Genomic DNA, 24,565 nt, shown 5'->3' on the forward strand with positions numbered 1-24,565 from the left:
AACATTTTGATATCCAAAGTCCTTCCGCTTCTTGCGGATGGTTCTCTAAGCTGCGTGCTAATACCTTCGCAGTAATGCGAACATGGTTCATGATAAGGATAATACCTTAGCATTGATGTGAAACAAGTGTTTTGATGAGAAAAAGACCTTCGCATTAGAGCGAAAGGAGTTTTACGTAGGAAAAATAGCCTTCGCATTGATGCAGAAGGAGTTTAAGAAGGAAAAAATAGGCTTCTCTCGCGGACGAAGGACATTCTGAAATAAAAATAAAGCCTTCTCTCCTAACAAGTTCTTATTTTATGTGGGGAAACCTCTCTAATTTATTAAAAACTGAAGTGCCCGCTATCAGCGAGGCTTTCAGTAAAAAACAAAAGTGAAAGCACCATGTCTATTCAAAGAAAAACAAACTTTTTTCATTTTATGATACGTGTGCTGCCCTTTTTAATTGTCTATTGTTTAGAAAGAGGTTAAATTCCCTTTTTAAAAAATATTGCATGCACAACTCAGTCTATTAATAGTAAATGGAACACGCACTAAAAACCCAACAGTTCGAAAACCTGACGGAAACAAGAATAGAACAACTTTTTAAAGAACACTATTCTGTTTTAACGGCTTATGCCAATAAATTTCTGTCCGATTTAGATGATTCAAGGGAAATTGTTCAGGATGTCTTTGTTCATCTGTTCGATAATCGGGAATCTGTAAAAATTCATACTTCAGCCAAGGCACATTTGTTTACTTCGGTTCGAAATGCCTGCCTAAATACCATCAAACAAAGAAAAAACCATGCCACTCATCATGAGAACATCAAATATTTAAGTTCTGGTTTTAGCTTGGAAGCTGATAAAATATTAGAACAGACAGAATTAGAATACGCCCTATTTCAAGCCATTGATGAATTGCCTGAACAATGTCAGCGAATATTTAAGCTGAACCGAATAGAGGGTTTCACCAATCAGGAAATTGCAGATCAGTTAGGAATTTCGAAACGTACAGTCGAAACGCAAATCTCGAAAGCTCTAAAAAGCTTACGGATAACAATTGGTCCCATGCTGGCATCACTGCTTATTGTTTACCTATTGAACGCATTGAAATAAATTTTTGATTTTTTTTTCGAATTCAAGTACGTGTGCGGTCATTCATATTTGTCATACCATTAGAAACAGCAAAATGAAACAAAACAATCAACATATCGACGAGCAGCTTTTAAAGGCCATTTTAGAGGAAACTTCTTCTGATCAGGACAAGCAGGAATTCCAAAAGTGGATACAAGCTGATTCTGCAAACAAAGATACCTTTCTTAAAATGCAGAAAATCTGGAAATCGAGCAAAGGAATTGAAGTGTTCCAAAAAATTGATGAAGCCGCTGATTGGAAAATCATAAAAGCAAAATCAGGAAAAACAGTTCAACTGAAAAAAGTAAACTTGTTTATGCAATATGCAGCCACTGTTCTTGTTTTGCTCTCGCTTAGTTTGGTTTACCTGTATCAGACAACACCAGGCTTTGGTAAATACGCAGAATACAAAAGCCTGCAAACAAAAAATAAAATTGTATTGGCTGACGGAACCGAAGTGTTTTTAAACAAGGAGAGTAAAATCATTTATCCAAAATATTTTAATTCAAAAGTAAGAAATGTAGAGATGGAAGGAGAAGCTTACTTTCAAGTGAAGCCCAATCCGACCAAACCATTTATAATCAAATCCGGAAATGCAATTATTGAAGTGCTTGGTACCAGCTTCAATGTTAAAAATGAAATGGATGGAACAACTATTGTAAGTGTGAATTCTGGGAAAGTAAGTCTGAAAAATCAGAAAACGCAGGAAATAGTTTATCTAACTAAAGGAGAAAAAGGAATCATTCAAAAACGTAAGGTAAGCGAATCGAAGAACGAAGAATTAAATTTCAACTCGTGGAAAACCAATGTTCTTACATTCAAGGACACGCCAATTGCAAAAGTTTTCAGTGATCTTGAGAATTATTACGGTGTAAAAATCACAAACAGGAGTGCTAAATTAGATACTCTCACCTACACCAATTCTTTTTCGAATGCGCCTATCAACAAAGTAATTGATGAATTGGAACTTCTTTTAAAAGTTCATATTACACAAAAAGGAAATCATTTGACCATTACTGATGGTAAAAACTAAATCGAAATTTTAAAACAATGAGAAACAAAATCATATTGTTCGCTTTTATCATGCTTGCCGGCATAAGCTTTACAAAAGCACAGAACACAGTAATTAAAGCCAATTTACTAAGTCCATTGGTGCGAACAGGATCATTTTTTGCAGAGCACAAGCTAAACGACAACAGCAGTATTCAATTGGGCCTTTTGTACACTGGAAATTCTTGGGACGACACCAAAGTAAGAGGTTGGGGAATCACTCCTGAATACCGCTTTTATCTTTCAGATTCGCCGGCACCAAAAGGATTTTTCGTAGCGCCTTACGCTCGTTATCTGCATTACAATTTGGAGAATGAAGTAAATGATGAAGCCACCTTAAACGGATTGGGTGCCGGTTTAATTATTGGCCAGCAGTATATTTTTAAGAAAAGAGTAAGCTTCGAATGGTTTTTTGGGCCGGGTTACACAAGCGCAAATGTTGATGCAAAATCAGGAACCGAAGAAGACTTTGATACCGGCAACTGGGATGGCTTTACGTTAAGAGCCGGACTTACCTTGGGAATTGCTTTCTAGAACGAAAACATAAAGTTATGACACGACAAGTATTTACATACCTATTCACCATTTTATTAGGATTCGGCTTTATTAGTTGTGAGAAAATTAATTCGAACGACTTGGCAGATGACACACCCGTCTATCAGTCATATAAGCTTGTATACGATAACTATATGAATGAAACTACTGCGACTGCAGAATTTAAGGTGAGAAATAGCTCTGGTGTTCATATCAAACTTGTTGAAGATTCAAACGTGAAATTTAATGGGGAAAGACATCACGATTATTGGCCTTTATTTCATGAATATATATGGAGAACAAGAGGTTTTTCTGATGTTGATTTCATCTATAATAAAAACTGGGATCGAGATTTTGTGAACAGCATTTATACCGATGATATCGCATATACAACAATCCCTAATGACTTAGAGGAAATTGATTTGTTCTCATCGGGAAGATTGTACTGGAATGGTTCGCCTTTAAGTTATGATGAGAGTATTACCATAAGTATTGAGCAATCAGGAACAACTATTAGTAAGACTGCCGGCAGAAGAAATTCAGAATACATTTATCTGGACTCTGATGACATGAGAAACCTATATCCCGGCCCCGCAACAATTCATTTGGAAAGGGAAAAAAGATATCGTTTGGATGAAGAAGATGGATATGCAGGTGGTAAAAAAATCATTATCATGAAGGATAAAAAACAAATTTATCTTTATGAATAATTCGATAAAAAACATAAATTAGCATATTAATAATTATTAAAATAGAAAAATGAAGAAGTTTTTATTTATTGCGGTTATCGCATTTGGATTTGTATTCGAATCACAGGCTCAGACAGTGCAATACAAAGTTATTACATCGGTAGAATCAATTGTTCCTATGGGAATTGGGCGTTCCCGGTTAATTGAAGAAAAAGACGCTATTGATGCAGAAGCGTTTACAACAGAAAGAACCGATGGTAAAAAAAGCAAACAAGGTGATGTAAAACGTTCCGATGCCAAAGTGTCTAAATTTGCCGAAACAAAATTATTAAATTTCTATAGTGTTGCCGGTATCAATTTCCAAAACATTGCTTCAAACGATGCACTCACATCATCGAAAATAAACAAGCTTAGTGCTGAAGGTTGGGAACTTGCTTTTGTAACCAGTGGTGTTGAGAGTGACAGCGGTAAAGGAGATGGAAAAGGAATTTATATTACCAGATATATTTTTAAGAAAGTAAATTAATTTTCAACAATAAATTTACCAACTGCTCCTTTCAGGAGTTATTTCAAATTAAAAAAGGAAGCCTTCGGGCTTCCCTTTGTCGTTTATAATAACATATTGTAAATTTGACAAATATTCATTTTGAACCAACACTCTTCATGAGAAAATTATTAATTCTATTTTCTTTCCTTCTTCTCTCCTCATCAGTATTCTGTCAGGAGCATTTAATGTCTAAACAATTAGAGTTTCCAAACGTTGCCTATCCTCTCCACGAATTATTGAACGTAATAAGTAAACAAACCGGTGCTGAATTTAGTTATACAAGCGAACTAAATACAAATCAATACATTGAACTTCCCGCCTTAACAGGAAGTCTTAAATACTTCCTGAACGAAATTATTGACGCAAAAGCATTTAAAATTATCACCCGCGAGAATAAAATCTTTTTAATTGGCATTCCTCCATCAGAACGAAAATACAGCATCAGCGGCTTTATAACCGATTCCGAAACAGGCGAATCTCTTATCAACGCAAGTGTTGTTAATGTAGAAAATTACACAGGTACAATTAGCAACAACTTTGGCTTTTATAGCTTTTCACTCAATCAAAAAGTCTACAAACTACAAATCTCCTATGTTGGCTATCAAGATGCTGTCATTAGCATATTCCCCAAACAAGACACCAGTATTAACATAGCCTTAGAGCCCAAAACCATTCTTAATGAAATTAAAGTCGTTGCTGATAAAAAAGGCAATAACATCAATCATCAATTTGTAAGCAGTAATACGATAACTTCTGATAAATTCTGTAATTCAGGAATTTTAGGCGAAAATGATTTGTTTCAGAATTTAATCCAATTTCCCGGTGTTCAGTCCACGAATGAAGGCCTTGGCGGATTTATCGTACGAAACGGTTCACCTGCTCAGAATTTAATTCTTCTTGATGATGTTCCTGTTTACTATTCCTCACATTTGTTCGGATTATTTTCCGTTTTCAATCCTGATGCCATAAACCATGTAAAACTGATAAAAGGAGGTTTCCCCGCACATTACGGCGGTCGTGTTTCTTCCGTACTCGATATTCGCATGAAAGACGGAAATTCGAAAAAATTGGGTGGCGATTTTAGTATCGGACTTTTAACGGCCAAATTTAACCTTCATGGTCCAATTAAAAAGGACAAAACAACATTCAATCTTTCGGTTCGGCGATCCTATCTCGATTTACTGCTAAAAGGCATTTTAGCACTAGCAGACAGCGATGTGACCGGCGGCTACTACTATGGTGATTTAAATTTTAAGCTCACACATAAATTCTCTCAACGCGATAAGATTTTCTTCAGCACCTATTGGGGCGGCGATTTAATTAATTTAAAAAATACGAAACAGGTAACAACCACATCAAAAGAGAAAACCGAAAATAAAGTTGGATGGGGTAATTTCACAAATTCTCTTCGCTGGAACCATATATACAGCAACCACCTCTTCGGAAATACTTCTTTGATACTAAGCAGATATACCTTTTTAGTTAAGGATAAGAAATCTGTGCAAAATGAAGGCGAAAGTTTTAAAGAAAACTACAATTATCAATTTAGATCAGGCATTCGTGATTTCACACTTAAATCGGAATTCGATTGGATTCCCGACTCGAAACATTATCTGAAATTTGGAATGGAAAGCTCACTGCATCACACCAAACCAGGCAGCGAACTGTACCGAAACAGCAATCAAAACAAACAAAACACATACAACGATCAAATTATAAGCTCAAAAGAATTAATCCTGTTTGGTGAATGTCAAATTCAGTTCGGAAAAAAATTCCTTGTAAATATGGGATCACGATGGAGTAGCTTTATTGTAGAAGGAACCTACTACTCAACCGTAGAACCGAGGTTTAGTGCTCAATATTATCTGCATCCCAAATGGACTGTAACAGGAAGCTTTTCGCAGATGACTCAATACCTCCATCTGGTTACAACCAGTTCACTTAGTCTGCCAACCGATCTTTGGCTGCCCGTAACAAGTAAAATTAAACCTATCGATTCCTTTCAATATACCGGAGGAACCAATTATTCTTTCTCTAAATCAGTAAAATTAACCGCTGAATATTACCACAAATTATCCCGTAATATTTTAGAATTCAGCGATGCATATTTTTTTCAGAATGTGAGTGCCGACTGGGAGAATATAGTAGAAGCTGGAAAATCGTGGAGCAATGGTTTAGAGCTTAATCTGAGTAAAACCAATGGCAAAACTACGGGAAATATGGCGTACACATTTTCCAAATCGTTTGTGAAATATCCGGAGATAAATGGTGGTAAAACATTTGTTTCCCCTTACGATCGCCGTCACGATTTCTCTGTCTTACTAAATCAAAAATTAAGCAAGAAAGTCGATTTTTCCGTTGCCTGGATTTATGGAAGCGGTTTGCCTGCGACACTTTCTTCAACGAATATAAGTTCGGTTTCACCCTATTATCCTGGGAAAATTTCCTCAACGCCTGTTTTTTCACACAGAAATGGGTTTAGATTACCGGATTATCATAGAATGGATTTCTCAATCAATTTTAGAAAATTCAAGAAACATGGAATAAGAACATGGAATATCAGTATTAATAATGTGTACAACAGGAAAAATGCCAACTACGTTTCCATAAGCGAAACTCAAAACGAATTTGGCGCCACCAGTTACAGCTTAAAGCAAATTAGTCTGTTCGCTTTTCTGCCAAGTGTAAGTTATTCCTATAAATTTTAAGAAAAGCTATTATGACAGGTCCACGTAAAAAGTAATACACACAAGATAATGAGTGTAATTTGGGAGTTCCATATGTCCACTAAAAAATAAATTATAATTATATGAAATATCAATTGCTTTTTCTCAATATTTGCCTGCTGTTTTTTCATTTTTCCTGCGAGGAAGAGCTGCAGGTTCCCATTCCCGAAGAAGAACCAAAATTGGTTATCAATTCGCTGCTTGGGGTGGATAGTTTACTCCGCGTTCACGTAAGTAAAAGTTCAGTTTTTCAGGAGCAGTCCGCCAACACGTTTTTATCCAATGCCAACATCATCATAAATGAGAACAATCAGTTGTTAGGGAAAATGAATCATGAAAACGATGGATGGTACTCCTTAAACTCATATACAATAAAAGCTGGTAATTCCTACCAAGTTGAAGTTTCGTACCCTGATTTAGGAACGGCTGAATCTGAAACCAAAACATTACAAAAAGTTGCCATAACAAATCTTTCCTATCAGATTAAGGAAGAAAACAAACTGGAATTTACCTTTCAATTTGACGATGAAGCATTGCAGGAAAACTACTACATGATTTTGCTAAAAGCATACAATGGAACTTCTTTCTCAGATATAGATTTTTATAGCGATAACATTATTTTCAATGGCAATCTATCCGAGAAATCAATAGGAATACAGCAAAATATGCTTCGTGGAAGCCACACATTCTCAGATGGAAATATTGACGGAGAAACCAACAGCATTTCAATATACACTTTCAATGAATTATTTAATGATTCGGAAGTAAATCAGGAATATAAATTGGAATTGTACCACATTACATCCGATTACTTCAAGTATGAACGATCATTAACTGCTTATTACAATCGTGATGACTCACCTTTTTACAAGAAGGTAAATCTTCATTCCAATGTTAGTTGTGGCTATGGAATTTTCACTTCTTATGCTATTGATTCAAAAATAATTACTATTCAGTAAATAACAAGTCCATTCAGCTCTGATCAATGACAAATAACTATTTTAACAGCCATATTTACTGAAAAAACACGTATTTTTATTTTTTCACAAAAATACCTCTAAAAATGATTCGTTATATCCTTATCCTTTTTACTGTTTTTCTTTTAAGTATTGCTTCTTCATTCGCTCAGGAAAACGACGAATGGAGTACCGCGAAAAATGGTGAAGGCTTTAACTCTTTTCTGCTACGAAACTACATATCTCCTATTAACGATTTAGAAAAATTTAAGGATTTGAATCAAGGACGATTTACCAAAAATGGTGATTTAATTGCCGGTAAAAAATATAAACTACCGCTTCTTTATTCAACACATTTAGCTTCCCTATTAGGCGAAGATCATCAGAATGTAAAACAGGTTGATAATTCATTGAGTGGAGCTGTTCTTTATTTAGTGGCCGGACATGGAGGTCCTGATCCGGGCGCAGTAGGCTCAATTTCGGGCCACAAAATTACAGAAGACGAATATGCATATGATATTGTACTAAGAATGGGTGAAGAGCTTCTGTCGCATGGAGCCAAAGTGCATTTCATCATTCAGGATCCGAATGATGGTATTAGAGATGCAGCTTACCTAAAACCCGATAAAGATGAACGTTGCTATCCATCACAAACAATACCCAGAAAACATACACCACGATTAAAACAAAGAGCCGCAGCCATCAATTTATTAGCGCGAAATGAAAGTAAATCGGCTTACCAACGATTAATTATCCTCCATCTTGACTCCAGAAGTAAAGGAAACAGCACTGATGTGTATTTTTATCATCATGCAGTAAGCAGCAAAGGAAAAGATTTAGCCCTTACTTTACAGCAAAAAATGAAAGATAAGTATGACGAATTTCAACCTAACCGGGGGTATGAAGGAACCGTTGGTACAAGAAGATTATACATGCTGCAAACAACAACTCCGCCTTCGGTATTTATTGAATTAGGCAATATCAATAATTACAACGATCAAATGCGATTTATAAAAGCAGAAAACCGACAAGCCTTAGCTATGTGGTTGTGTGAAGGAATACAAGAAAACTATCTTAAATTAAAAATGAAGTAAGAACAGAAAAAGAATCAATTATTTGTTTCATCTGTTTTTAATTTTATTGTTACGATCAGATGGAACTTACCATTTGTAACTAATCATGCTTGTTTGTATACTGATGATAATTTACTCATGGGCGTTTCATTTTACTTAATTACGCATAACTCTTATGTGTAAACTTTAAGGTAATAGGTTCAACTAAATTATGAAAATCTTCATATGAAAGCATAAGAAGCTCTGTATGAGTTCCTGCATTAAACACGATATCATCGTCTTCAACTAAACTTTCAGCCACATAAACCTCCAAATTGTATAAATTACCAAATGGCGGCATAGCTCCCACTTCACATTGTGGAAATATATTTTTAAAATCTTGCTCATGCGCCAGCTCTACTTTTTTACAACCCAGCATTTGTTTTAATAAATCAAAGTCAATCAAATAAGATGCAGGCAGTACAGCCATACACATCCTTCCATCTACCTTAATCATTACTGTTTTTGCAAGCATTTTACCCGGAATATGGGCCGATGCTGCAATTTGCTGGGCGGTGTAGGCTGATGAATGCCGAATCGTTACATATTTAATATGTCGCTCTTCTAAAAACTCTTTTAATTTACGAATAGGCATAATCTTTGGATCTAACGGTTAAAAATGTACACTCTGCAGAAAGGTATTTATAACCTTTAATTGGCAATGCCAATTGGGTTTTGATTTTCGGTTCTTACTTCCACCCTACATATTTAAGAATAATACGGGGTACTATTCAATTTACAAAAAAAAAAGCGGTAAGTAAAGATATATAGCATTCTGATTAAGTATTTATAATCATTTTTCATTGCTGTTTCGGGTTTCAAACTGCTGAACTACGAAAAATGTCGTACTAAAATTTTGTAATACGATAAGTTTCGTATATCTTTATCTACGAAATTAATCGTATAATGGAAATCACCACAATAATATGCCACAGAAGATTAAGCCAACCGAAGCAGAATTAGAAATATTACAAGTTCTATGGACCTATGGGCCATCGAATGTCCGGTTTGTAAATGACAAATTGAAATCAGAAAGAAATGTAGGTTACACTACAACTCTTAAGGTAATGCAAATAATGACTGAGAAAGGGATTCTTGAACGCGATGTGAATTCAAGAACTCATATTTACAAGGCTGTTGTAGAAGAAAAAGAAACTAAGAATCAGTTAATCGATAAGTTTATATCCACTCTTTTTGGTGGATCTACTTCTGGAATGGTTCTGCAGGCTTTGGGCAATCAAAAATGCTCAACGAAGGAATTAAATGAAATAAAAAAATTAATTGATAACATCGAAAATCCGGATCAAAATGGAACTGATAAATAATTTCGATTTATACGAATTGAGTCATGCTATTGGCTGGACTTTAATTCATTCTGTATGGCAGGCATCAGTAATTGGGGGTATTATTTGGTTGATATTTCGATTTATCTCAAAAGACAATGCAAGAATTCGATATGCTTTGTCGGGCTTAGGACTCATACTAATTTGTGCTGCATCAGCAATTACATTCTGCCGGTACATACCATCAAATACCAGTACCACTTTACATGATTTTACAGCTCTACCGGGAACTTCAGGCATCATTCCGCATGAAGAATCATTTTTTGCCAAACTGTGGATGCAAATCCAAATTCAATTGGAAAACTCATTCCCTTATTTGGTTCAAATCTGGATGATTGGAATGCTCTTTCTCTCTATTAATCTTATTTTAAAGTACATTCATACCTTAAAACTAAAAAAGCACTTAACTTATCCTTTGCGATCTAACTATAAGTCGATTGCTGATAAATTAGTAAAAAAATACAATCTCAAACAAAACATTTTATTTAAGGAATCGGGTCTGCTCGAAATCCCTTCTGTAATTGGATACTTTAAACCAATTGTTCTAATTCCGGTTTCCATGCTAAGTGGAATTCCCGAAAATCAATTGGAAATTATTATAGCACATGAATTGGCACATATTCGCAGACACGATTATCTGCTGCAATTCATTCAAGGAATTATTGAATTGATATTCTTTTATCATCCTGTAGTTTGGTGGCTATCTTCTGTGGTAAATGCCGAAAGAGAGCACATTTGTGACGATCTGGCGGTTAAGGTTTGTGGTGAATCCTTAACTCTTATTAAAGCATTAAATAATATGGAAGCAATCAGAAAAAAACAGTATGAATTGGTTTTGGGTTTTTCCGGTAAAAAGGGAAAAGTATTGAATCGGATTAAACGTATTCTTAGACCTAAAGCCTCAACCAATCCCAGAAGAGAACGATTTATGCTTAGCGGCGTATTTACGCTCCTATTTGCCGGCTTGTTCTTAATTTCGAATTTTGCGATTTCAGAGAATACAGATTCTCAAAAAGCCTTTTTTTCGAAAATAAACATTCTTGACAAAACTGCGAATCAATCTGAGAAGTCCATTCAGAATGAAGAACTTCCGCTTGATCAAAGTAAAGCGAAATCAGATCAAAAAAAGAAGAAAAAAGAAGACAAGAACCAAACGAAAGTTATTGCTAGCGAGACTGAACTTGAAGAAGTTACTGAAGTAGAAGAAATGGAACTATCGGAAATACCTGCGATGCCTGTTATGCCTGCGATGCCAACTATGCCCCCACTACCTCCAGCTGTAGATATGCCTTTTAATTCTTTTGATACTCCTGAATTTAGTTTCCCAAAAGATTCTGTAAAATCAGACAAATGGGTGAAAATGAAGGCTGACAAGATCATAAAAGAGCAGTTGGAAGCAATGAAGTCGGCAGAAAGAGAAATGAAGAACATGAAAGTTGACCTTGATGTTGACCAAATGCGCAAAGAGCTTCAGGAAGGATTAAAAGATCTTGATTTTAATACCGTTGAATTCCAAAATGAAATGAAACAACAGCGAATTGAAATCGACAGGCAATTAAAAGAATTATCCGATGGAAATTTCGTCAGGGAACAAGAATTACAAAAAAAGGAACTTGAAAATCGCTTGAAAGAAATTGAAGAAAACTCAGAACTAAATAAAAAGGAAAAAGAACAACTTAAATCAGAGCTTAAAGAAACAGTTGAACGAATGAATTCAAAGGAGTTTCAAGATCAACTAAAAAAACAGCTTAAAGACGCTAAAGAATCTCTGGAACAACATAAAGCGGAATTCGAATCAGGAGAATTTGAAAACAGACTAAAAAAACAACGTGAGAACATTGAACAAGAATTGAAAAAAATTGAATCTCCTGAGTATCAAGAAAAAATAAATCAGCAAATTAAAGAAAGCAAGACAAGAATTCAGGAAGATATTAAGAGAGTCAATTCTGATGAATATCGCAAAGAATTGGAAGAATCTATAAAAAAGAATCCAACAACTACTCGTAGCTTTGACGAACCTAAAATAATTGTAAGAGGTTTTCATCAAGGGTTGCCAACCCCTTTAGGTAATGTTAAAACAGGTTATAGAATACCCACTCAAAAAGGAACTTTATTTAATTCAATTACACCAAAAGACCCTAGTAAACAACCGATTATAATTTTAGATGGTGAAAAAATAACTCGCACTCAAATGGATCAAATTTCACCAAACGAAATTGCTTCCATAAGTGTTCTAAAAGATGCTTCGGCAATTAAATTGTATGGTAAAAAAGCCGAAAACGGAGTAATTCTGATTACCAGTAAATCAAATAATCAAAAAAATACTTCTGCTGTTAAGCTTAATTTGGGAGATACAATCAATCCTCCTTTATTCATTCTTGATGGGAACAAAATTTCTTTAAAAGCAACCAAAAGAGTTCATCCCGATGACATTAAAAGTATTAACATATTAAAAGACAAAGAAGCTGTAAAAAAATATGGAGAAAGTGCTATAAACGGGGCTATTGAAATCAATTCCAAAGGTTTAAAATTTAAAGATCCTATCAAAATTGATAATGCCATATATATAGTTGATGGAAAAAAACTTTCCAAAAAAGAATCAGAAAAAATTAAGCCTGACGATATTGAAAGTATTAATGTACTAAAAGGGGAAACAGCAATAGAAAAATACGGAAAAAAAGGGAAAAATGGTGTTATTGAAATCACCAGCAAAGCGAATAACAAGCAAACTGTAAAAATGAAGTTAGGTTCAATAAAAAACCCACCACTTTTTATTGTTGATGGAAAAATAAGATCAGCAAAAAAAGCTGAGGAAATAAATCCTAATGATATTGAAAGCATTGATGTGCTGAAAGGTGAGCATGCCATTGAAAAATACGGTGAAGAAGCTAAAAATGGTGTTGTAATAATTACAAGTAAAGTGAAAAATTAATAATAAAACGAATAATTATAAAATAACTATAAAAGACTGCATTTCACAAATGTGGTCTTTTACCTTTAACACGATAAAGTTTTAAAATCAGGCATTTGCAGACAAAATATCAAATTCGTATATTAACTGAAAACCATGTAATTATAAATACTCAGCCGATGCTTTTTTTACTTGTTATATTCATTTCATATGTTTTGGTGTGGGTCACCTCACGCTTCAGCAAATACCTCATGAAATTTTCTAAAAATGATCGTTTGCGTTTTGCTTATGGAATCGGCTTCATTACTGTTGGTGGAATGCACATAATTGTTCCAAATATTTTTGAGCATATATTCGCTGCTATTTCCAACTCAACTTACGAAATAATTAATATTTTAGGATTTGTTCTGATTATTTGTGGTGTTGGTCTTTTGATCAGAAGAGTTCATAAAGAAGCAGCAATACTTCTTATTATATTGATGATTATTTTCATTCCTCTAAGTATAATTATGCTTACCCGTTATGTTCCGGGTCCATTAGGTTTAGAGTACGAACCAGTATTGGGATATTTAAGAATTCTCGCCTTCACACTCTTAATTTGGTTTTTAATTAAAGCCTGTGAACTCTCGCCAAGAAGAAAATACAACAAAACAAAATACGACCAGAATATCTAGTTATCGTTTTTATTTTTTACAGTTCACGCATTTTTTCATATCTTGATTGTTGCCTAAAAATAATATAGTGCTACTAATTTATACCTAAAAAAATAAAACGATGAGCTATTTTATCCGTTTAAGTACGCATTTTAAATTTGACGATGCCATTGACCGTGTGACCAGAGCTCTTCAAACCGAAGGATTCGGCATATTAACTGATATTGATGTGAAAGCTACTTTAAAAGAAAAACTGGATGTCAATTTTAAAAAATACAGGATTCTAGGTGCCTGCAACCCATCTTTTGCCTACAAAGCTTTTCAGGTAGAAGATCAAATCGGCATAATGATGCCTTGTAATGTAACTGTTATTGAACAAGATAATGGTCATGTAGATATTTCAATTATGGATCCAACAGCGGCTTTTAACGTAATTGAAAATGAAGCATTACAACCTTTTGCACGGGAACTAAAAAGCAGACTGGAACGATGTTTAACTTATCTTGAAGAATAAACTCCAAATGAATTTTTGACTTTATTATTTGTTTCACTTTCAAAAATTGCCTCATGAAACGCTTGTTTTTTCTCATTTTTATTCTTTCGCATTTAACCTCCTTTTCGCAAAATACAAATACAGAAAATACTATTTCTCCGCATCGTTTATTCGATTTTTGGGTGGGAGAATGGGATGTGTTCACCAATGACGAACTTGTAGGTCACAACACCATTAGTTTGCTGCAAAACGGTAACTTGCTTCAGGAAAACTGGGTGTCGGAAAAAGAAAGTTTTACGGGTACGAGCTATAGTTTTTACAATGATAAGATTGATAAATGGCAGCAAATTTGGATTGATAAAAATGGAAACAATCTATTATTAAAAGGAAATTTTGAAAATGGAAAAATGGTATTGTTAAGCGGTACCGACTCCAATATGGGAGAAGATCAATCTCTTCATCGAATTAGCTGGATATTATTGCCAAACGGCGATGTAAAGCAGATTTGGGAATCAACAATTGACGAAGGTAAAATTTGGAGTATTCAATTTGAAGGGGTTTATAAAAAGAAGAAATAAACTTAATAAAATTTCCCTTTTTCATCAACCATGGGAACAAATCGAACAGGTAAATCAATCTGTTTGCTTATTTTCCCATTTTCTTTTTTTAGAAGAACCAACTTCTTCACATTCTTCTTACCCACAGGAATTACCAATCGGCCTCCTTCTGCCAGTTGAGCAATTAAAGCTTCAGGAACTGCTGTAGGTGAACAAGTCACAATAATTCCATCGAATGGAGCTTTATCAGCCAACCCCTGATAACCATCTCCATAAAAAGTCTTTACATTTTCATATTTTAAAGAATCCAGAACAAAAGAAGCTCTTTTCTGCAGGGATTCAACAATTTCTATGGAATAAACTTCAGCACATATCTCTCCCAATATAGCTGCCTGATACCCGGAACCTGTACCAATTTCCAAAACCCGGCTTTTCGAACTCAATTCGAGCAGTTGAGTCATATACGCAACAATATAAGGTTGTGAAATGGTTTGTCCTTCCCCGATAGGCAAAGGACGATCCTGATACGCGAAACGCTTTAAGCTTGCCGGAACAAATAAATGCCTTTCCACTTTTTCCATCGCACTGATAACAAGAGCGTCATTCACACCTCTTTTAATTATCTGCTCGATGACCATGTTTACCCGAAGTTTCTCAAATTCCATCTTTTGCCGATTAGCAACTTCACTATATCTTCCTAGTGAAACAATCAATAGTATAACAAGGCTGAAGATTTTCATGATTCAAATTCCTTATTTAGTTAAAGTTACGACATTAGAGCTAAAAATGAGAAATAAAATACCTTGTAATCCCTTGCTTAAACAGTAAATAAATAAAAGCCAGATGCGAATCGGAAAACAAATTTTAGTAATTTAATTTCCATATTTCATTATTAAAGTATTTCCCATGCGATCAATCATCATTATCCTTTTCATATCAGTAAGTAATTTGTTTCATTTAAGTGCACAAGACAGTATCGCCTTGTACTATTCAAAATCACTATCGACCAATAAAATACAAAACGATATTGTAACACTATCCTCTGATAGTATGGAAGGACGAGACACTGGAAGTAAAGGACAAAAGCTTGCCGCCCAATACATCTGCCAGCAATTCATTAATGCAGGAGTAAACAATCCTAAAGGAAACAAAGACCGTTCGGGATATTTTCAGAATTTCGCGATCTACAAAAAGGAGCAAGCTGATGCTGAAATTCAGACCATAGATAAGGTATTTAAAAATTACGAAGACATTCTGATATCAGGATTCACTAATTATTCGAACAATAATATGGATCTTGTTTTTTTGGGAACTGCTCCTGACACGAGTTATATAAACAAAGATTATTCTGACAAGGCTGTTCTCTTTCTGAGCACTAACCTGTATGCTGCGGCCATAAAATCGAATGATATTGTAACTGCTTCGAAAGCCAAATTGGTGCTGTTTTGCAATCCCAATAAGAGCAGGCAATACATGGAACTACTTGCAAAAAAAAGAACAATCTCGCCCAGAGGAATGAATTTAAAACCTGAGAATAATAACGATTTCAATCCTTTTGATTCCATCAGCTCTGCCACATCCTTTACCAAATATAAAAACAGAATGCACACCTATCAGGGGGCAATCTCGAATCCGGTTGCCTGCGAACTTCTTCAAATCAAACCCAAAAGATTAAAACAGATTTTAGAGACAAAAAAGATGAAAAAAACAGAACAGAGAATCTGTAAATTCACTTTTAACTTTGATCTAAAATACAAGGAATTAAGCACTGAAAATGTGTTCGCCTTTTTGCCTGGGACCAATAAAAAAGAAGAAGTTTTAGTTATTTCTGCTCATTACGATCATGTTGGAAAAAATGATGGTGAAATATTCAATGGAGCGAATGATAATGCTTCAGGAACTGCCGCAATCATAGAAATTGCACGAAAATTTCAGGAAGCCAGCGATGAGGGGCATAAAACAAAACGCAGCATCCTTTTTGCTGCATTTACAGGAGAAGAAAAAGGTTTGTGCGGATCGAAATATTTTGTAGACAACCCGCCGTTTCCCTTATCAGATATTGTTGGAAATTTAAATTTGGATATGCTGGGCCGACACGATGAATTTAATGACACCACAGATTATGTTTACCTTTTGGGAACCAATCATCTCAAACCTAAATTGAAAGTCATATCCGATAGCATAAATCAGATCAGTACAAAATTACGCCTTGATTACAAATACGATATGCCTGATAATTTTCTGTATCAGGCTTCGGATCAGGCATCCTTTGTGAAGCATGGCATTCCTGCTGTTTTTTATTTTAATGGCTTACATACCGACTACCACAAAGCAAGCGACACTGCTGAAAAAATTGATTTCCAAGCCATAAACAGAGTATCCCAATTGGTATTTTTAACCGCCTGGGAACTGGCAAATGAAGAATAAGCACAACTTTTAATTCTTGTATTTAGGATGGAAAAAATCTTAATATGATTATTTAATTTTAAACAAGACAAAACATAAAATCTTTTTTTACGTATGTTTGTACTGTTACTATTGATTTACCTAATTACACCACTATGAGACGTCATTATTTTTTCATTATATTTTTTATTATTGGAAGTTTTTCATGCGCAAAAGACAACAAATATTCCGGTTATATTGATGAAAACCAAGCACTACTGGAAAATTTAAATGAAGTTGATGGAAGACAACACACCTACAACTATGATTTTGAATTATTAGAATTCCGCGAAAAAGTGGACTATTATGCTCCGGTGAGTTTTTCGGAAGCTATATCAAGTATTCCTTCAGTTATGAGAGATAAAATTAACCTGATATCGCAAAGTGATTTGCCATTTGCTGTTGCTCAGCAAGATGCAAATATTGTGACTTCATGGAATGCCTTCAATAAATTGGTATTTCAGGTTCAATTTTCTTATTTGGAGAATGTTTCGGGCTACCAAACCAATTTTAAAGATTTCTTTATCATCTCTATTACTCAATATCCTGAAGATCCCTTTGCAGATGAACAAGCCACATTAGCAATGGAAGAAAATATAAAGGGTTATGAAAAAATAGTTCTGGAAGGAACTCATCCTTTGTATTACAAACCTGCATCGGGAAGATGGCCCAGAATGTTTGACTATTACAAATATATTGCCGACGATAAGCTTATGGACAAGGAATCAACGGGCTCGTCGCAGTATTACACCTGGTACAATGGCTTGATTTATAAAATAGGATTTAATATGGATGTAAGCACTACCGATCATGAAGCCTTAATTCGAAAAATAATATTAGGAAGTTAACATACAAAAGGACAGCCACCGCTGTCCTTTCTTATTTATTCAAATCCCTTTTACAGCTTGCGGCCAGTGCCGGATCAGATAATGCCTTCTCCAATTTTAACTGATCTTTGGAAGATTCGTACAACAAATTGTACACTTCTCTTATCGATAAGCTTTCCTCTCGCCTTTCCAGCAAAATTAACTCATCCCCTTTCCTTACTTCTCCTTCCTCAATCACACGAATATATATGCCTGGAAAACCAGCATCAATAAACTGGTGAACCATACTGTTGCAATCAAACCTATAATTTAGTTTGTAGCATGGTTGCCGGGGCTGGGTAACCTGAACTCTGGCATTTCCTATTTGAAAAACATCACCAATTTTAATGTCTCCTTCATCCAAATCAGAAATGGTTAAATTTTCGCCAAACATTCCATAATTCCAATCCAAATTTGGGAATTTATCTTTCCAAAAAGCGTAATGTTTTTCAGAATACCAGTAACAGGCTTTATCTGCACCTCCATGATACCTTCTGTCAATTACCGCATCCTTAACAACATCTTCTTTACCAAGAAAAATTGCCTGATCAACTGCATATTTATAAATGCCGGTTTTTTCAATTTGTCCGTGATAATTGATTTCTACACTTTTACCAATATTTGTGGAAACGACTTTCATTGTTTGATTTTAAATATGATTGTGCAACAATTACTTCTTATGCGATTTCAATACAGCATGCACTCCAATCTGCCTCATCCGACAAGCTATTGTCGTAAAAAGTAAACCTTTTATTTATAGCTATTCAAATTAAAAAACTGCTGAATTTAAACCCGCATTTATTATTATTCGTATTGTTCCGGTTTCACCGAGATGGTAAATAAATAAACACCCGACTTGTCCTTATAGTAATAATTCACTTTCACTTTATTATCTCTCATACCCTGCATGTCGGGATTCGTTTTTACGGAATTAATTATGGTCGGCTCCAAATAAGATTTTAGTTCTTCAATATTTACTGAATCCTTATTCATACCAATAAGAGTGTAATTGTATTGAAAAACATTGTCGGGCAATGCAACTGCATTGTCAAGCCTGGTGGCATTATCGACCATAATCGGGCACGATTTATTAAGTTCACCTGCCATTTCCATTAATACTTTATCGAATGTTGTTTTCCGAAATAATCCGGCTAAACTTTCACCTCCAATTTGTCCAATGGCATAAAAAATTGCAAATGCCACAGCAAAAGCAATCCAATATTTAAGCCCTTTCCGCTGTTTCGCCTTTGGTATTTCCTTCAACGATTCAATGGCTTCGGTAGTGCATACGGCTTGTTTGTATTCATCAAATGATTGATCTGAATTACGAATTTTCCAATCGGAATAATTGTTTTCGAGCTTTTTGCTGCACTTTGTACAAAAAGTCATGTATTCCGATTTAAGCTCGTTTAAGTGTCCGCAATTGTTACATTTCAAATAATGCATGTCATTCTAATTTAATTATACTTCCTGAATATTTTTTTACTCATCACCATATCAAAACAATCTACCGGTACAAATAGGCCTAATTGAAGCCATTATAATTTCTTAATCTGCACCTTACGAAAATCAATCGGATAACCTTCATATTGCAATAAAATACGACCTTTCGAAACCGAAGATTCGACTCCCTCGTTTACCAGTTTACCATTCAGCTCCTGTTTAATTTTACCATTTACTACTGTAATAACTGCAGTATTCCATTCTCCAATTGCATTGCTTGCATCTGTAAAACGTTTGGCAACCACACTTCGTCCAGGTTCTGTTTGCACTCCATTAATTCGAAGTGTAACATTCTGAAGAAAAATAAAATCTCCTGTCGCACCTTCTTTTACCTGAAACTGCACTCCCTTAGGCCACAAGGTATCGCGGCTTTCTTTTGGAACCAAATAAGTAATTCCGCTGTTTTTTTTGTTGCTTTTTCTTACGAATGTTGAATCGGTATTCCACCGGAATTCTGCGCATAATTGAAAATTATCAAATGATTGCTCAGACATTAGGTAGCCTGCCTTGTTACCATACAAACGAATCATCTGCTGATCGACAGCAAAGAGCTCTAAAGCATTCTCATGTTTTCCCGATTCAGGTTCATAGGCATACCATCCCGATAAATCCTTTTGGTTAAAAAGTTCGATATTTGATTGTGCTTTGGTAAGGTTCGGAATCAGTACTAAACTGAAAATTAATAGTCGATAAATACAGGTCATTAAAATAAATTTATAGTCTGTTAAAAATATTTGTTTTTTGGGATATTCTTTGATAATTCCGGAATTAATTGCTGCATGGTCTTTTTACTGTTTTTTAATCAATCCCCCCATTTTCTATCCGATAAATTTTGCACCGGCAATTCCAATTCCCGCACCCAATAGCAACGAAAACAATATCATTGGGACAATTGCTTTTTTGTCTTTGGGATAAACAACAATCATAACCGGTATGGCGGTCAGTAAAGCGATAATCATTCCTGTCATCCACGGAGCCAATCCCCAATTCACAAATGGAATAATTAATCCGAGTGCGAAATAGTGTACAAAAGCTGAGATAGTATCCCGCTTATCAAGTTTCTGAATTGTCATTGGAATAATGTCGATCAAACCGGCTGTAAGACCAATACCTATTGCTATCAAAAAATCATTCATTTCGTTATTTGTTTTGTTTTACTGTTTCTTAGTATGTTTTTCCTTTTGTTCTATCAAATAATTTATTTTTCAATTGACGTTTTTGTTACTTAACTAATAAGCCTGTTTCATTATAATCATACTCACTTACGTTCATACTATCCATCAATATTATCGGCCTATCTTGAAGTACTGTATAAGACGTGTCTTTCCCTGTTTCTTCACTTGTACTGAAAACTGAAAATGAATATTGTTTTGTTGCATAATCATATGAATAGCTTTCCACTTCACAGCAAGTTCTATGATTTGATGAATAGTTTAATAAGACCCAATTTCCATCTTGAAAAGCGTAGGTATATGATGCTTCACCTCTCATATAACTATAATCTATTATAATTGCCCCTCCCTGAATTGACACATAAAAATCCGTTTCATTGTATCCATCAAAAGCCCAATCATCATCGTAATCATTAAATGATTCAATTGCACCAAAAGATTGTTTTTGCAATATGTATTTAGAATTAAACTTTTTATATAGAGCCAGACAACGCAAATTAGAGTCCTCCTTTTTTAATGGAGTGTTGTAAGCTACCACAAAACATAAACTGTCGCAACCTGCGCAAAATCCAGAATCTTGGCTAACGACATGCCATAGTACCGGCGTAAATTTTGCAAGAGAATCTGATTCTATCAATTCAATTTTTTTACCGTATCTACTTTCTTTAATTATATTTCTTCTTTCAGAAATTGCATCATGTTTTTCTTTATGATTTTTCCATGCCTCTTTAGGTATCGTAATCATCAATGAATCTAGTTTCTTAATAATGATATTGCTATAAGTAAATTGCTGTTTACGATCATCCGGTTCTTCTCTATAATAATCTATTTCTCTTTCGATTAAATATGAATCTCCTTTTTTTTCGATCCAGTCTCCTTGATCATTATATTTAAGTGCATATTTAACTTCTTTACGGTTTAATTTTGAACCAGAAAATCGATACGAATCTGTATAAGAAGAACTATACGTAGAATCTTGACATACCCACCTATTCGTATAAGAGCTTACATCTAAATCATCAATAATCTTAAGTTTAGTGCGATATTGATAACTAGGAGTGACTTTTCCGTAAGTAAAATCATTTCCGTACTCTGTCTCTTCGATTTGTATTTCTAAATCAGTAACTGGAGTAATCCTTCTATTCTTATAGTAACCTAGCTCTTTTCTTTTAATATTGTAATTAATTTCATCCTGAACATGACTGTAGGTATCAAATTTTCGGAAAGTGTAGATCGTATCATATTTATTGCTTCCAATAGATACATCTAAAAACCGATTATTTTGATCATCGTAAAAATAATAAACGAAACTTGAATCGGATGAATCTAAATCAAGGTGGGCACTTAAAATTGGTTTTCCATTCTTATTAAATTTAATCTTTTGTTCGAACAACATTTTTTGGTAACCAGTACTAAATCTAAAAATACATATTGTCTTTATTTTATTACTCTTTTTATGTTCTGTTAGATTTTCTATTTCATTGCTATCATCAGGATACCTGTAAGTTTCAATATTTTCAACTTTAATCAGTTCAGGTGCTTTATCACATGAAGTTGTAAGAAACAATAAAAGAATAAAAGTACTACAGACAATCAATTTAATTTTTAGAATCATGTTTCCTAAATAGGTATGTTTAAATAATTTATGTAATTCAAAAATCTCTTTTCACCCCACTCTCACGGCACAATAAAAATACTTTTCTCATTTTCAATTCCCGAATCTACGAAACTCAAACTAGCGAACAAAACATTTATACCGCAAAACTTACAACTACTTTTCAAGCAACATAAAAAACATGTATTCGCATAAATAAAAAACCCGGCTCTTTAAAAGAGTCGGGTAAACTTTACATCTAGTTTTGCTACATCTGCTTTATGCAGATATTTAATTCTTAAGCTACTTTCTTACCTTTAAAATATTCAGAAATAATATAATCTGATATTTCATTTCCCCTGTAATCCCAGCCATAAATTCGGTTGTCGGTCATATGATGAGACAATATACATATCAGATAACCTTTTTCTACATCAAAAAAATATTCAAATCCCCAGGGAGAGAATTTATAATACTCATTGTTATACGGCTTGCTTGTTTTAAAACGCCCTTTTGTTTCTGATGATTGATGTGTTTCACCACACAAATTATAAAAATATTGTTTTTGTATTTCAGATAAGTTTGTATACATCTTATTGTTATTTAAAATGTTAGCGGTGAATGGTTCTACGAAATACTTTAAGCAAAGTTTCCAATTTTACAGAAACACTACTAATTATTTCGTTTCCTTCTCTTGTATTATTTTTTCGTTTTCTCGATCAGCCCATGGAATTAAAGGCGATTGGTAATAGTTGATGTTCATGTACTTAAAACGTTCTTTCTGTTTTCCCAAACGAATTCTATACCCGTCCCAGCTTTTGTTGGTGTTCTTCGACCATCCTAATTCGGCGTAGCCCGGCAATCGTGGGAAAACAAGGTATTCAATGTCATCCATTGTTTCAATCGTTTCTCCCCATAATGGTGCTTCAATTCCCACAATATTTTCTTTACTGATGCCTTCCGCAAAGTTTTCAATACTCCACTGGTAAGCCTTTTTCACATTCACATAACCCGCCCAATGCAAGCCCAAGGGACAAATGGAATCGTATTGCATGTCGAGGTAGGCACGGTTGGCCGGCGACATAATGATTTTTACATTTTGATTTACGGCCTTTATTGCATTGTCAGGCTTGGTTTGCCAAAATTGAGCCAGAGAGTTTTCTTCCAATTCGGCCGCTGCCACATCGGCCCATCCAATCATTTTTTTCTTGTGACTGCTTACAATTTTCTGCACCCTATTCACAAAACTGATGTAATCTTTCTTTTTGGTTGCATTCGACTCGTCGCCGCCAATGTGGATGTATTCACCCGGTGTAAGGGCTGCTAATTCGCCAATCACATCATCAATAAATTTATAGGTAATCTCCTTATCGGTGTCCAACGTACTAAAACCAACATTAGTGCCGGTGTACAATTCGGTAACTTTGTTATTGGCATTTAAACAGGCGTAGGAAGCCAAAGCAGCATTGGTGTGCCCGGGCATATCAATCTCGGGGATAACAGTTATGAATCTTTCCTGCGCATAGTTTACAATTTCGCTGTACTGATTCTGAGTATAAAACCCACCTTTTTCGCCGCCTACCTGTGTGCTTCCGCCATGAGTTGTTAAATTGGGCCACGACTTGATTTCGATTCTCCAACCCTGATCATCTGTAAGGTGCAGGTGAAGCACATTCATTTTGTATGCCGCAATCAAATCAATAAACCGCTTTACATCTTCCACTCCAAAAAAGTGACGTGCCACATCCAGCATTGCTCCACGATACTGGTAATTTGGTGCATCCTTAATAATACCGCTGGCCAGTTCCCAAGGACCCTTTTGTACGCTATCCAATTCTATTTTTGCCGGCAGCAGTTGTCTGATGGTTTGCACTCCCCGAAACAATCCGGCTGGCTGATTCGCTTCCAGAACAACTCTTTTTTCAGTAATCTTTAATGTGTACGCTTCATCACCCAAAATAGTATCATCCGACAGAATCAGAGCAATTCCTTTTTTATCGGCCGGATTTGTTACTCGTTTCACTTCAGGAGTAAATCCCGTTGACGGAGCAATCAGCTTTGCCAAATAATTTGCCACTTGTTGACTGCCCTCCTGCTTTTCCTGCACATAAATTTTTGTTTTTGCAGTCCAGTCGAAAGAGCTGCCCGTTGCAACAAGACTGTCAGGCTGAGGAATTAAATTTTCTTTTGCTAAATCTTTAGGTGTTGGCTTTTTGCATGAAAAAAGCAAGAGTGAAATAAGCAATGCTTGTATCAGGAGAATTCGTTTGTTCATAAAAATGATGCTTAAAGGTTTGTT

At 34.9% G+C, this 24,565-nt stretch carries 24 protein-coding genes; 15 read left to right on the forward strand and 9 right to left on the reverse strand.

The features are described 5' to 3' along the window. Window positions 1-521 precede the first annotated feature (521 nt). The 8 genes from ACY0M5_RS15415 to ACY0M5_RS15450 all read left to right on the forward strand — a co-directional run bounded on the left by ACY0M5_RS15415 (window position 522) and on the right by ACY0M5_RS15450 (window position 8,711). Window positions 522-1,097, forward strand: coding sequence for an RNA polymerase sigma-70 factor (locus ACY0M5_RS15415; protein ID WP_124992729.1), 576 nt, complete (start codon window positions 522-524; stop codon window positions 1,095-1,097). Window positions 1,098-1,170: 73 nt separating this feature from the next. Beyond that, on the forward strand, window positions 1,171-2,148 hold the full coding sequence (locus tag ACY0M5_RS15420; RefSeq protein ID WP_124992728.1) for a FecR family protein: 978 nt from the start codon (window positions 1,171-1,173) through the stop codon (window positions 2,146-2,148). 17 nt (window positions 2,149-2,165) lie between these two features. After that, on the forward strand, window positions 2,166-2,699 hold the full coding sequence (locus ACY0M5_RS15425) for a DUF3575 domain-containing protein (RefSeq protein ID WP_124992727.1): 534 nt from the start codon (window positions 2,166-2,168) through the stop codon (window positions 2,697-2,699). Window positions 2,700-2,716: 17 nt separating this feature from the next. Next, complete coding sequence (locus ACY0M5_RS15430) at window positions 2,717-3,409, forward strand: hypothetical protein (protein WP_461629743.1); 693 nt, start codon at window positions 2,717-2,719, stop codon at window positions 3,407-3,409. A 49-nt stretch (window positions 3,410-3,458) separates the two neighbouring features. Continuing rightward, a complete protein-coding gene (locus ACY0M5_RS15435) occupies window positions 3,459-3,914 on the forward strand; it encodes a hypothetical protein (protein ID WP_124992725.1) in 456 nt (151 codons plus the stop codon). 137 nt (window positions 3,915-4,051) lie between these two features. Continuing rightward, window positions 4,052-6,643, forward strand: coding sequence for a TonB-dependent receptor (locus ACY0M5_RS15440; RefSeq protein WP_461629744.1), 2,592 nt, complete (start codon window positions 4,052-4,054; stop codon window positions 6,641-6,643). Window positions 6,644-6,744: 101 nt separating this feature from the next. Beyond that, on the forward strand, window positions 6,745-7,620 hold the full coding sequence (locus tag ACY0M5_RS15445) for a DUF4249 domain-containing protein (RefSeq protein ID WP_461629745.1): 876 nt from the start codon (window positions 6,745-6,747) through the stop codon (window positions 7,618-7,620). Window positions 7,621-7,724: 104 nt separating this feature from the next. Further along, a complete protein-coding gene (locus ACY0M5_RS15450) occupies window positions 7,725-8,711 on the forward strand; it encodes an N-acetylmuramoyl-L-alanine amidase family protein (protein WP_461629746.1) in 987 nt (328 codons plus the stop codon). 139 nt (window positions 8,712-8,850) lie between these two features. Here ACY0M5_RS15450 and ACY0M5_RS15455 read toward each other — a convergent pair whose 3' ends face one another. After that, window positions 8,851-9,324 (reverse strand): aminoacyl-tRNA deacylase, encoded by a 474-nt coding sequence (locus ACY0M5_RS15455; RefSeq protein WP_124992721.1) that lies wholly within the window; start codon window positions 9,322-9,324, stop codon window positions 8,851-8,853. Window positions 9,325-9,655: 331 nt separating this feature from the next. Between ACY0M5_RS15455 and ACY0M5_RS15460 the strand changes: the two genes are divergently transcribed. The 5 genes from ACY0M5_RS15460 (at window position 9,656) to ACY0M5_RS15480 (ending at window position 14,707) form a co-directional block, all read left to right on the forward strand. Next, window positions 9,656-10,054, forward strand: coding sequence for a BlaI/MecI/CopY family transcriptional regulator (locus ACY0M5_RS15460; RefSeq protein ID WP_124992720.1), 399 nt, complete (start codon window positions 9,656-9,658; stop codon window positions 10,052-10,054). Continuing rightward, on the forward strand, window positions 10,038-13,004 hold the full coding sequence (locus ACY0M5_RS15465) for a M56 family metallopeptidase (RefSeq protein WP_461629747.1): 2,967 nt from the start codon (window positions 10,038-10,040) through the stop codon (window positions 13,002-13,004). Before ACY0M5_RS15460 ends, ACY0M5_RS15465 begins: the two co-directional genes overlap by 17 nt. Window positions 13,005-13,234: 230 nt before the next feature. Beyond that, window positions 13,235-13,657, forward strand: coding sequence for a hypothetical protein (locus tag ACY0M5_RS15470; protein ID WP_124992718.1), 423 nt, complete (start codon window positions 13,235-13,237; stop codon window positions 13,655-13,657). A 100-nt stretch (window positions 13,658-13,757) separates the two neighbouring features. Continuing rightward, on the forward strand, window positions 13,758-14,150 hold the full coding sequence (locus ACY0M5_RS15475) for a DUF302 domain-containing protein (RefSeq protein ID WP_124992717.1): 393 nt from the start codon (window positions 13,758-13,760) through the stop codon (window positions 14,148-14,150). Window positions 14,151-14,203: 53 nt separating this feature from the next. Beyond that, complete coding sequence (locus tag ACY0M5_RS15480; protein ID WP_124992716.1) at window positions 14,204-14,707, forward strand: hypothetical protein; 504 nt, start codon at window positions 14,204-14,206, stop codon at window positions 14,705-14,707. Window positions 14,708-14,709: 2 nt separating this feature from the next. On the opposite strand, the gene ACY0M5_RS15485 is transcribed toward ACY0M5_RS15480, so the two are convergent. Further along, window positions 14,710-15,351 (reverse strand): protein-L-isoaspartate(D-aspartate) O-methyltransferase, encoded by a 642-nt coding sequence (locus tag ACY0M5_RS15485; RefSeq protein WP_461629748.1) that lies wholly within the window; start codon window positions 15,349-15,351, stop codon window positions 14,710-14,712. Window positions 15,352-15,592: 241 nt separating this feature from the next. On the opposite strand from ACY0M5_RS15485, the gene ACY0M5_RS15490 reads away from it, so the two are divergent. Together ACY0M5_RS15490 and ACY0M5_RS15495 are read left to right on the forward strand one after the other, a co-directional pair. Next, a complete protein-coding gene (locus ACY0M5_RS15490) occupies window positions 15,593-17,113 on the forward strand; it encodes a M28 family metallopeptidase (RefSeq protein WP_461629749.1) in 1,521 nt (506 codons plus the stop codon). A 134-nt stretch (window positions 17,114-17,247) separates the two neighbouring features. Continuing rightward, a complete protein-coding gene (locus ACY0M5_RS15495) occupies window positions 17,248-17,979 on the forward strand; it encodes a hypothetical protein (RefSeq protein WP_461629750.1) in 732 nt (243 codons plus the stop codon). A gap of 31 nt (window positions 17,980-18,010) precedes the next feature. Here ACY0M5_RS15495 and ACY0M5_RS15500 read toward each other — a convergent pair whose 3' ends face one another. The 7 genes from ACY0M5_RS15500 to ACY0M5_RS15530 form a co-directional block, all read right to left on the reverse strand. After that, window positions 18,011-18,637 carry an MOSC domain-containing protein gene (locus ACY0M5_RS15500; RefSeq protein ID WP_461629751.1) on the reverse strand — a complete coding sequence of 209 codons (627 nt, stop codon included), beginning with the start codon at window positions 18,635-18,637 and terminating at the stop codon, window positions 18,011-18,013. A gap of 164 nt (window positions 18,638-18,801) precedes the next feature. Next, window positions 18,802-19,386, reverse strand: coding sequence for a hypothetical protein (locus ACY0M5_RS15505; protein WP_461629752.1), 585 nt, complete (start codon window positions 19,384-19,386; stop codon window positions 18,802-18,804). A gap of 149 nt (window positions 19,387-19,535) precedes the next feature. Further along, window positions 19,536-20,204, reverse strand: coding sequence for a 3-keto-disaccharide hydrolase (locus ACY0M5_RS15510; RefSeq protein WP_461629753.1), 669 nt, complete (start codon window positions 20,202-20,204; stop codon window positions 19,536-19,538). Between the two features lie 114 nt (window positions 20,205-20,318). Further along, a complete protein-coding gene (locus ACY0M5_RS15515; RefSeq protein ID WP_124992709.1) occupies window positions 20,319-20,636 on the reverse strand; it encodes a hypothetical protein in 318 nt (105 codons plus the stop codon). An 85-nt stretch (window positions 20,637-20,721) separates the two neighbouring features. Then, the gene (locus ACY0M5_RS15520; protein WP_156196620.1) at window positions 20,722-22,287 is read right to left on the reverse strand and encodes a hypothetical protein; all 1,566 of its coding nucleotides are present in this window, start codon (window positions 22,285-22,287) and stop codon (window positions 20,722-20,724) included. Between the two features lie 277 nt (window positions 22,288-22,564). Beyond that, complete coding sequence (locus ACY0M5_RS15525; RefSeq protein WP_124992705.1) at window positions 22,565-22,858, reverse strand: hypothetical protein; 294 nt, start codon at window positions 22,856-22,858, stop codon at window positions 22,565-22,567. An 84-nt stretch (window positions 22,859-22,942) separates the two neighbouring features. Then, the gene (locus tag ACY0M5_RS15530) at window positions 22,943-24,541 is read right to left on the reverse strand and encodes a beta-N-acetylhexosaminidase (RefSeq protein WP_461629754.1); all 1,599 of its coding nucleotides are present in this window, start codon (window positions 24,539-24,541) and stop codon (window positions 22,943-22,945) included. Window positions 24,542-24,565: the final 24 nt, after the last annotated feature.

The organism is Labilibaculum euxinicum (assembly GCF_963678175.1).
GTDB lineage: Bacteria > Bacteroidota > Bacteroidia > Bacteroidales > Marinifilaceae > Labilibaculum > Labilibaculum euxinus.